Source organism: Nostoc sp. UHCC 0251 (assembly GCF_034932245.1).
Taxonomy (GTDB): Bacteria; Cyanobacteriota; Cyanobacteriia; order Cyanobacteriales; family Nostocaceae; genus Nostoc.
In genome coordinates this window covers 1-9,172 of record NZ_JAYGHD010000146.1, presented here as the reverse complement: position 1 = coordinate 9,172, position 9,172 = coordinate 1, and the positions used below count along the sequence as shown (strand labels likewise).

The following is a 9,172-nucleotide window of genomic DNA, read 5'->3' as shown; positions in this document are numbered from 1 at the left end:
TACGGCATAACACACCCTACTGAAATATTTTCAGAAATCAAATATGATTCCTATACTGGACTGATTCTTTCGTACCAAGTACTGGGCATGAGTTTATTTGGAGAGTGGAACCACGCCAGATTACGCCCATTAGGATTTCCACGAGCGATCGCTATGATATGGTATCAATTAAAAACAATAAATCACTCTCGATTAGTTTGCCGTTAAATACCTGCTAAAAATTTAGCAGAGTTGTTTACAGATAATATTAATTTTGAAATCATCTTTGTCTTATGACTATATTTAAATCATCTCCACTTGGCGGAAAACAAAATACACGTACAGTTGGGCAGAGTTTCCAGCCGATATTTTTAATTATATTTACTCTATCAATGGTGACGGGAATCAGCGTTCGTTTGGCATATTTGCAAATTACTGAAGGAGCAAGCCACCGAAAACGAGCCGAATCAAATCGGATTCGGATGATCCCCAAACAACCAGAACGAGGCAACATCTTTGACCGCAATGGCAAACTTTTAGCCAGTACTCGCTATCCTCGCTCTGTATATTTGTGGCCGATGGCACATACTAAGCCAGCATGGCGAGTTGTGGGAGCGCGTCTATCTCAAATTCTCGAAATTCCCCAAGAAGAGATGGAAAAGAAACTAGAAGAGGCAGGCGCTAACTCTTCTTCACTCATACGCATTGCTCGTGACTTGAATGAAGCGCAAATCACAGCATTACAAGAGTATCAAAGCGAACTTAAAGACGTAGAAATTTCTACAGAAGCCGTTCGCTACTACCCTCACGGCAAGGAATTAGCACATGTATTAGGCTATACACGAGAACTGACCGCCGAGCAGTTAAAAGAAAAGAAGCAAGAAGGTTACAGATTGGGTGATGTGATTGGTCAAATGGGAGCTGAAAAAGCTTATGAGAAAAGTCTGCGGGGCGAATGGGGCGGTCAGCAGGTAGAAGTTGATGGTGCTGGTCGGCCGCTCCGGGTTTTGGGGGTGAAACAGGCCAAGGCTGGTAACGATTTGCACTTGACCGTAGATTTAAATATGCAAAAGACAGCAGAAAAAGCTTTGGGCAATCGAGACGGTGCGATCGTGGCACTTGATCCAAAGAACGGTGCCGTTTTAGCAATGGTATCTCACCCTACCTTTGACCCAAATATTTTCTCAAAGCAGAAACTCACTCAAAAAGATTGGGAAACTGTGCAAGGTGCAGATCATCCTTTGGTCAATCGTGCCCTCAGTGTCTTTCCACCGGCTAGTACCTTCAAAATTGTCACCACCACAGCCGGACTGGAATCCGGTAAATTTTCTCCCAGCACAGTCCTGCAAACCTACGGTTCCTTAAACATTGGTGGTACCCGATTTGGTGAATGGAATCACGCTGGATTCGGCCCATTGGGTTTTGTCGGTGCATTACAGTGGAGTAGTGATACCTTCTTTTATCAAATTGGTCGCGGAGTTGGCGGTCCAACTTTAATTGAATGGACTCACAAGTATGGATTTGGTAAAAAAACCGGCTTTGAGTTTGCTAACGAAGAAGCAAAAGGTTTAGTGCCAGATGAGGCATGGAAGCAGAAAACTTGGAAGATACCTTGGACTGTAGGCGACAGCATTAATATGTCAATTGGTCAAGGTGCTTTACAAACTACACCTTTGCAAGTTGCCGTTATGTTTGCCGTGCCCGCCAATGGTGGCTACCGAGTCCAGCCACATTTGCTGAAAGACAATGAAGAGGCAAAAAGCTGGCGAGAATCTTTAAATATGAAGCCAACAACCATAAGTGTTCTCCGTCAGGGACTACGGAAAGTAGTATCTGAAGGTACAGGTAAGGCTTTGATGCAGCCAACAGTTCCCCCAGTCGCTGGTAAGAGTGGCACTGCTGAAGCTTGGAAGGGCCGTGTTAAGCAAAATCACGCTTGGTTTGGAGCTTATGCACCTGCTGATCAACCAGAAGTTCTGATTGTGGCATTTGCAGAACATTCCGGCGGCGGTGGTGGTAGCATTGCTGCGCCGATGATCTTACAAATTATGGAAGAATATTTTCAGCGCAAGTATCCAGGTAAGTATCAGAAACCAGCATCTGAGAGTCCAGCAAACAGCAAACGTAACTAAGCGTGGGGCATGGGGCATAGGGCATTAATTATTCTCGTCTGCTCCTCTTGCCCTTATCTCCCCATCGCCAAATAGAAATGGGGTCAATCATGATTGATGACTATATTCGAGCCATAATGACTAAAAATCAGATTCCGGGGCTTTCTGTGGCAGTGGTGCAGGAAGGTGAACCTGTTTTAGTTAAGGGCTATGGATTAGCGAATGTTGAACACTGTGTACCAGCTACTGAACATACAGTTTATGAAATTGCGTCTGTTGGTAAAACTTTCACCGCTACAGCCATAATGATGCTGGTGGAGCAAGGGATAATTTCGCTAGAAGAAGCGATGCCTGCGGCGGTAAACTACGCAAATTATCTCGATCATCTACCCCTAACGTGGCAAAATGTCACAATCGGGCATATTCTGTCTCATCAGTCTGGACTTCCCAGCTATACCGACGCGCCAAACTACTGGGAAATTACCCATCTTGATTTATCGAAATCTGAAATTTTGGCTCTAGTTACTCACCTACCCCTCAAATTCCAACCGGGTGAGTTTAGCGCCTATGACAATACAGGCTACTATCTACTGGGTTTGATCCTAGAAAAGGTCACTGGAAAAACTTATAGAGATTTGTTGCAAGAGCGCATTTTTGCTCCTTTGGGAATGAATGCAACCGTAATGAATGATCCCAAAGATATTGTGGCGCACCGGGCTGCTGGCTATCGCTTGCTAAACAGCAAACTCGTTAACAAACCTTACTACAGTCCTTCTGTTACCTATTCGGCTGGAGGTCAACTTTCCAGTGTGGAAGATATGGTGAAGTGGGAACAGGCGCTTTGTGGTGAAACTCTGTTAAAGCAATCAACCCTTGATTTGATGTGGACTCCTCATTTTCCCAATCAGGGCGATGATTGGGAAAAGTTGAGATATGTTGCAGGTTTAGGTTGGTGGGTATTGAATTATGGCGATCGCCGAGTAGTTGGTCATAATGGTTCAATACTAGGATTCGCAAGTAACATTACCCGCTTTATTGATGACAAAATCACCGTAATTGTACTTTGCAATTTAGATCAAATTTCCCGACCAGATGCGATCGCTAAGGAAATCGCTGAATATTATTGTCCAGCCCTTAAGGAAGTCGTGCTTCAGCCTCCATTAAAAGAAGCAGGAGGAGTAAAAGGAGAGGGGAAAAACCGATGACTCCTAACTCTGTGAATTTTAGATTTTAAATTTTGGATTAAAGGAAAAATCTAAAATCGAATAACTCCTATGGCGATATCTGAGCGGGTTTCAAATTTTTGGCTTTGTAGAATATTTCTAAGCTATTGCGATCGCCTACAAAACGCCAGTGCCAAGGCTCATAACTCACACCTTGAACATTATTTTTAGGAAATGACATTTCAAAGCTGAAACGCGCTGCATTTGCTTGCAGCCACCGATACGCCTTAGTATTTTCAAAGTTGGTTTGGAGATTAGTTGCTGGTACTGCTCCGTCTCCAATATCCACAGCATAACCTGTGTGATGTTCACTATGACCAGGAGGAGCGCTGAGGGCAGCTCGTTCTATTGGCGTTTGATTTCGCTGGGCACCGACACCAAAAAATAACGGCTCTTGGTCTTTGACTGAGCGAAAGCCAGAAATTGGTACTAAAATTACACCTGCACTCCGCGCTGTTGCTACCATCTCCTCAAATTTTTGGGCAGCAGATTTTCGCATTCTAATGCCCCTATTTGCGGAGATGGTTACAAGTTCTGATTCAGGGGCTTCTGGGTATGCCAGATGGCCTAACAAAGTATTGACATTACTAGATTCTGTAGTTGGTGTAGGAGTAGAACTAGTAACTGAGGGTTGAGAATCGACGGTTTTTTTGGGTGCAGTGGCGAAAAACAAAGAACCGCTAATTAGAGCCAGCAGGACAAATCCCGCTACTCCCCCAATCAGTAGAATTTGGGGTTGCAACCACATTTTCGTTGCTGCAACAGGGGTATCGCGTACAGCCACTGGAATATCATCACCAAGGTCATTCGATGAGTTTTGCGGTTTTCCAGAAAACCCAGCCTTATTCAAGGGTAAACTCCTGTTTCTGTGGGATAGCCATAATAGATTTTGCACTGGACAAAAGTAGATGTAACAGGTAGCATTTTACATTTATGGTTCTTAGGTACAATTTTGACAAATCTTTTAGAACTATACGTCAAGCTGGGAGGATTAGTCCTGGTAGGTTTTATTCTCGGACGCAAACTACCTGTTACAGTTCCTACACGTTTGGGACAGTATCTTTTTTGGGTGGGAGTACCCATAAGCATAGTATCTTTTTTGCGTCAATCTAGCTTGTCAGGGCAAATTTGGGTTGCACCTGCAATCGCTTACCTAGCCATTTTACTAGGAGCATTTTTAGCTTGGGTAGGGATTAAAGGACAAGCCTATTTTAAAAATACTGTCCCCAAACCATCGACTCAGGCTAGCTTGATCCTAGCGGCAACGCTGGGTAACACAGGTTATCTTGGTTTTCCCATCACCTTAGCAATACTAGGCAAGGAATACTTTGCTTGGGCGTTATTTTACGATTTGTTAGGTTCATTCCCAGGAACTTATGGCTTGGGTGTTCTACTAGCAGCCCGTTTTGGCGGTAGTGTCCAGAATCATTGGCAGACTGCTAGGGCCATTTTAATTAATCCTGCCCTATGGAGTTTTGGATTTGGCTTGCTGATTCAAGAAGCGACAATTCCCCCAGTAGTAGAATTTGGCTTGGAGAAATTTGCTTGGAGTAGTGTAGCTTTATCTCTAGTGTTAATAGGAATGCGATTAGGACTGCTCAAATCTTGGCGTAGCCTACCACAAGCAGGGATGAGCTTGGGAATCAAAATGCTGCTAATTCCCTTAATATTGGGCAGCCTTTTACCACTGTTTGGATTAACTGGTTCCACCGCAAAGGTAATTGTCTTACAAATGGCCATGCCTCCAGCTTTCGGCACACTGGTAATTGCTGAGACATTCAATCTTGATCGCGATCTAGCAGTTACTGCCCTAGCTGCTGGGACTATAGTATTGTTGGTTACTCTCCCAGTTTGGCTGTGGCTGTTTTGATTTTGGATTTATACACTGTGACGCGATCGCTTAAAAGCCCAGGAAAAAGGCAACTCAATCAAGGGCAAAGATAAATCTATGGCAACAAGATAAAATTTAAAAATTAATTTTATGCTCAATCCACAAAAGCTACCATTTCTAGAGTCTATTGGTTGGCAGATCAAAAATGTATATCAAATGAGTGAGAAAGAAATTGTTCAATTGTATCAACGCAATTGGCATCATAAAACTACGTTCAACAATTTAAAACAAGAAGAAAAAGATTTTGTACATTATTTAGCAAAAAAATATAACTCTTGGATATTACCTGATTTTGAAATGTTTCATCTTGCCCATCACAAGAATATACTTAAAATCCTTAATGCTTTCAATCCAGAAGTTTTTAAAAAAGCTTCCGCATACTTTGGCGGTGGTACACTCTTGGCGTTAGAGTATGATGAATACAGGCTTAGTAAAGATATTGATTTTCTCTTTCCTTATGGAACTGAAAATTACAGGTATTTAAGAAATCTGATTTACGACGAAGGAATTGTAGCATTATTTCAAAGTACAACAGATATCGAATTGGGTGATACTACAATCAATCAATATGGTATTCGTTTCCCTGTTGTAACCAATGAAATAACTATTAAAGTAGAAATTGTAGCCAATGGAATTTTTACTTTAGACCCTCCTGTTTATCCCGATTGGACAAAAATACCTTGTCTGAGTATAAGCGATAGATTTACATCAAAACTAATGGCTAATGCTGACCGATGGAACGATTCAAGTACACAATCTAGAGATTTGATTGACTTAGCAATATTGCGTGTAAATAACGAAATACCCGCACGTGCAATCGCTAAAGCTGAAGAAAGCTACGAAGTAAAAAAGCCATTAGTTAAAGCCATCACTAATTTTATTGAAAAAGAAAGATATAGAGATAAATGTTTTCATGAGTTAAACATACCTGAAGAAAAATTTTCAATGATAATGGATGGAATAAATTTGCTTCTTGTTGACTTAAAATCTATGAATTAAAGGAATTTAAATGGAAATTAAACTTCATGGTAAAGCAATTTTTACTGAATATGATTTTATCGTCAGATTGCTCAATTACTTGACTTTGGAGAATACTATAGGACTCATATTTGATTTTTGAAAATATTTCAGTAGGGTGTGTTATGCCGTAGGCTAATGCACCATCCGAAGATTCTGGTGCGTTACGGAAGCCGTAACACACCCTACATATACTTAGATTTTTTCATAAATCAAATACTAGTCCTATAGTTAAACTTCTACTGGATGCTGCCCATAATATGGTAAAGCCTCTGACCAATTAGGATACTTACCCTCTTGCCAATCGAGATTAGCTAGTTCCAAAATACTTGTCACTGTCGCTGCTAACCCAGATTGGGCTTGAATTAATTGATAATTCGTGTTCCAATTGGCTAATGTTTCCTGCCATGCTTCTGGTGTCAAAACTCTATCTGATAAACAGACTTTTAGTTTAGAAGTTTCTGGCTCAAACTGATAAATAGCAGCAAAAATTTGACCTCGTTGTGCTGGCATTTCCACAGCAAAAGTTTTTAAATTTTGACTTTTACCTACTTCTGCCCAAGCTACCGCAGCCAAAGTTGAAATCGCAAATACAGGAATATCTAACTGTTGCCCTAAAGTACGAGCAGTAACAACACCAATCCGAGTTCCTGTAAAGCCGCCAGGCCCTTTTGCAACGGCGATAAAGGACAAGTCTGCCCAAGTTTGCGGTTTGATAAATTCAATTAAATATTGATGTACTAAGCTAGATAAATCACGCCCTAAATTCCAAATTTGAGAGCGAGTATCGCCTGCAAAGTTACTAATTGCCAAACCTAATTCTGGTGTGGTGGTATGTAGTGCTAAAGCGTGTTTATTTATTCCAAGGTCTTCTAGTTGCGTTGTCAAAGTTACTTAAAATATCTATTTTTATAGAGTTAACGTGATTTATTCAAGCATAAATCAGAACGCGTAGGCGTAGCCCGCCGCAGGCATCGCAAATATTCGCTTGCTGTTCACTTTCTCTGTGCGATCGCTTTCCTGACATATCTTGCCTATATCATAAATTCGCGATCGCTGAAGAAAAAAATCTCATTACAGCATAAATCATGTATTTGAACCACATCTGATTTAAGGGCACAGCATTGCTGTGCCCCTACTGCGTGGTCTATTTACCTGAAAATAGCTGTAAGATACACCAATCATTTTCTGTCAAGTGGGCACTAATTCACCAGGACGCAACTTCGACCATTTACCCGTTTCCCGTTTAAAGCTCAGACAACCAACAACATCCCATTCCATTTCAATTACATCATCTTTAGTCCGAATGTTGACATTGATAGAAGGTTCATTCGGATCAAAATTTGGTGTTTCGGTCAAATGAGGCTGTTGGTGCTGTCCTTCGACGGCATGATAGGTAACACAGCGGTCTACATAGTGGCAGTTCACGCAAATACACATAATAGAACCAACTCCAGGGGCCTTTATTGTTAATCTAACTTAAGCCCAACTGTTATTCATGAGTTGCTGGGTTGATTTTTATTACAATGCACCAATCAGTTCCTTCTAGCCTAGCTCCCGAAAATTGGCCTTTCAGCTTGGAATTCCTGCCACAACCCGCTTACATGGTAGGTGGTGCTGTCCGAGATGCCATTCTTGGCAGAACTCGTGAATATCTGGATCTAGATTTTGTTATACCATCTCAGGCGGTAAAAGTAGCGAGAGCGATCGCTCGTCATTACAAAGCTGGTTTTGTGTTACTCGATGCAGAACGACAAATTGCCCGTGTGGTTTTTCCCCACGCCACAGCTGACTTTGCCCAGCAGGAAGGAGATAGCTTAGAAGTTGATTTGCACAGACGGGACTTTACAGTAAATGCGATCGCGTATAATCCCCATACACAAGAAATCATCGATCCTCTGCAAGGTTATAGAGACTTACAACAGGGCATTTTGCGAATGGTATCACCTGCAAACCTAGAAGATGACCCTTTACGGTTAATGCGAGGTTATCGCCAAGCCGCCCAACTCGGTTTTACCATTGAGCCAGCTACCCAAGCTGCAATTCGTTCTTTGGCATCCCATATCAGCAAAGTTGCAGCCGAACGAGTTAGGGTAGAAATTGGCTATCTGCTGGCAAATTCTCAGGGTACTCCTTGGATTACAAGTGCTTGGGAAGATGGTTTGCTTACCCCTTTCTTCAAAAACGCCACTCGTGAAAGCTTGCTTAAACTAGCAGCAGTTGATCAAGCAGCTGCCTTACTTACCCAAAATTGGCAACAATTCGGGGCGCAACTGCAAGAGTATATCCGCGATAGTATCAAAACCACTTGGTTAGGTATTGCCAAACTTGCTTGTCTTGTCAATCCAAATCCAGAATTAGCAGAAATAGAGCTACAAGAACTAACTTATAGTCGTGCCGAAATCCGGGGTGTAACCACTGCTTTGAAACTATTACCGCAGTTTCAAGTAGTCGATATGTCTTTGCGAGAACAATACATATTGTTCTATAACGCAGGTATTGTGTTTCCTGCTACAGCGGTTTTAGCTGTAGCACTTGATAATTTAGTTGAGGCGATGTCTGGTGACAAGCCACTACACACAGCGATCGCTACAACTCTCGAAACCAAAACAAGGGGCTGCCTTATTTGGGCATCCTTGATCAACCGCTACTTAAACCCTGATGATCTGGTTGCTCATCCCACTCCAATAGTTAGCGGGAAGGATTTGATCATAGCATTAGATATTCCAGCTTCAGCAATCATCGGTCAACTGCTGACAGAAATTGCTGTAGCACAAGCTGAGGGGAAAGTCTCAACACCAACAGAGGCGATCGCATTTGCCCGTCAGTTACTTGAGGGGCCTAATCATATCGTGTCCGGTTAAAGGCTTATCATTAAGACTGCAAGGGGGCAGGGCAATACTTCTCGGTTAAGGGGAAAAGGGTAAAGGGAAAAAGGGAAAGAAAAAACC

At 42.2% G+C, this 9,172-nt stretch carries 9 protein-coding genes and 1 pseudogene; 6 read left to right on the top strand and 4 right to left on the bottom strand.

The genetic code is table 11. The features are described from left to right. The 3 genes from VB740_RS15680 to VB740_RS15670 form a co-directional block, all read left to right on the top strand. Nucleotides 1-207: hypothetical protein (locus tag VB740_RS15680; RefSeq protein WP_323200898.1), on the top strand; the 207-nt coding region annotated here is incomplete at its 5' end. A 65-nt stretch (nucleotides 208-272) separates the two neighbouring features. Then, nucleotides 273-2,111, top strand: a complete 1,839-nt coding sequence (mrdA, locus tag VB740_RS15675; RefSeq protein WP_323200897.1) for a penicillin-binding protein 2 — start codon at nucleotides 273-275, stop codon at nucleotides 2,109-2,111. Between the two features lie 77 nt (nucleotides 2,112-2,188). Continuing rightward, the gene (locus tag VB740_RS15670) at nucleotides 2,189-3,295 is read left to right on the top strand and encodes a serine hydrolase domain-containing protein (RefSeq protein WP_323200900.1); all 1,107 of its coding nucleotides are present in this window, start codon (nucleotides 2,189-2,191) and stop codon (nucleotides 3,293-3,295) included. Between the two features lie 67 nt (nucleotides 3,296-3,362). On the opposite strand, the gene VB740_RS36790 is transcribed toward VB740_RS15670, so the two are convergent. Further along, nucleotides 3,363-3,812: a D-alanyl-D-alanine carboxypeptidase family protein gene (locus VB740_RS36790; RefSeq protein ID WP_416289932.1), complete on the bottom strand. Its 450-nt coding sequence runs from the start codon at nucleotides 3,810-3,812 to the stop codon at nucleotides 3,363-3,365. A gap of 181 nt (nucleotides 3,813-3,993) precedes the next feature. Continuing rightward, a pseudogene (locus tag VB740_RS36785) lies at nucleotides 3,994-4,062 on the bottom strand (hypothetical protein); the annotation flags it as partial. A 203-nt stretch (nucleotides 4,063-4,265) separates the two neighbouring features. Here VB740_RS36785 and VB740_RS15660 point away from each other — a divergent pair. Beyond that, nucleotides 4,266-5,183, top strand: a complete 918-nt coding sequence (locus VB740_RS15660) for an AEC family transporter (protein WP_323200899.1) — start codon at nucleotides 4,266-4,268, stop codon at nucleotides 5,181-5,183. A 111-nt stretch (nucleotides 5,184-5,294) separates the two neighbouring features. Continuing rightward, complete coding sequence (locus tag VB740_RS15655) at nucleotides 5,295-6,203, top strand: nucleotidyl transferase AbiEii/AbiGii toxin family protein (RefSeq protein ID WP_323200895.1); 909 nt, start codon at nucleotides 5,295-5,297, stop codon at nucleotides 6,201-6,203. Nucleotides 6,204-6,452: 249 nt separating this feature from the next. Here the strand turns inward: VB740_RS15655 and tsaB are convergent, their stop codons facing one another. Together tsaB and VB740_RS15645 are read right to left on the bottom strand one after the other, a co-directional pair. Continuing rightward, the gene (gene tsaB, locus VB740_RS15650) at nucleotides 6,453-7,109 is read right to left on the bottom strand and encodes a tRNA (adenosine(37)-N6)-threonylcarbamoyltransferase complex dimerization subunit type 1 TsaB (protein ID WP_323200894.1); all 657 of its coding nucleotides are present in this window, start codon (nucleotides 7,107-7,109) and stop codon (nucleotides 6,453-6,455) included. Between the two features lie 303 nt (nucleotides 7,110-7,412). Then, entirely contained in the window at nucleotides 7,413-7,661 is a 249-nt protein-coding gene (locus VB740_RS15645) for a Ycf34 family protein (protein WP_100899275.1), read from the bottom strand. 86 nt (nucleotides 7,662-7,747) lie between these two features. On the opposite strand from VB740_RS15645, the gene VB740_RS15640 reads away from it, so the two are divergent. Continuing rightward, nucleotides 7,748-9,085 carry a CCA tRNA nucleotidyltransferase gene (locus VB740_RS15640; protein ID WP_323200893.1) on the top strand — a complete coding sequence of 446 codons (1,338 nt, stop codon included), beginning with the start codon at nucleotides 7,748-7,750 and terminating at the stop codon, nucleotides 9,083-9,085. Nucleotides 9,086-9,172 lie beyond the last annotated feature (87 nt).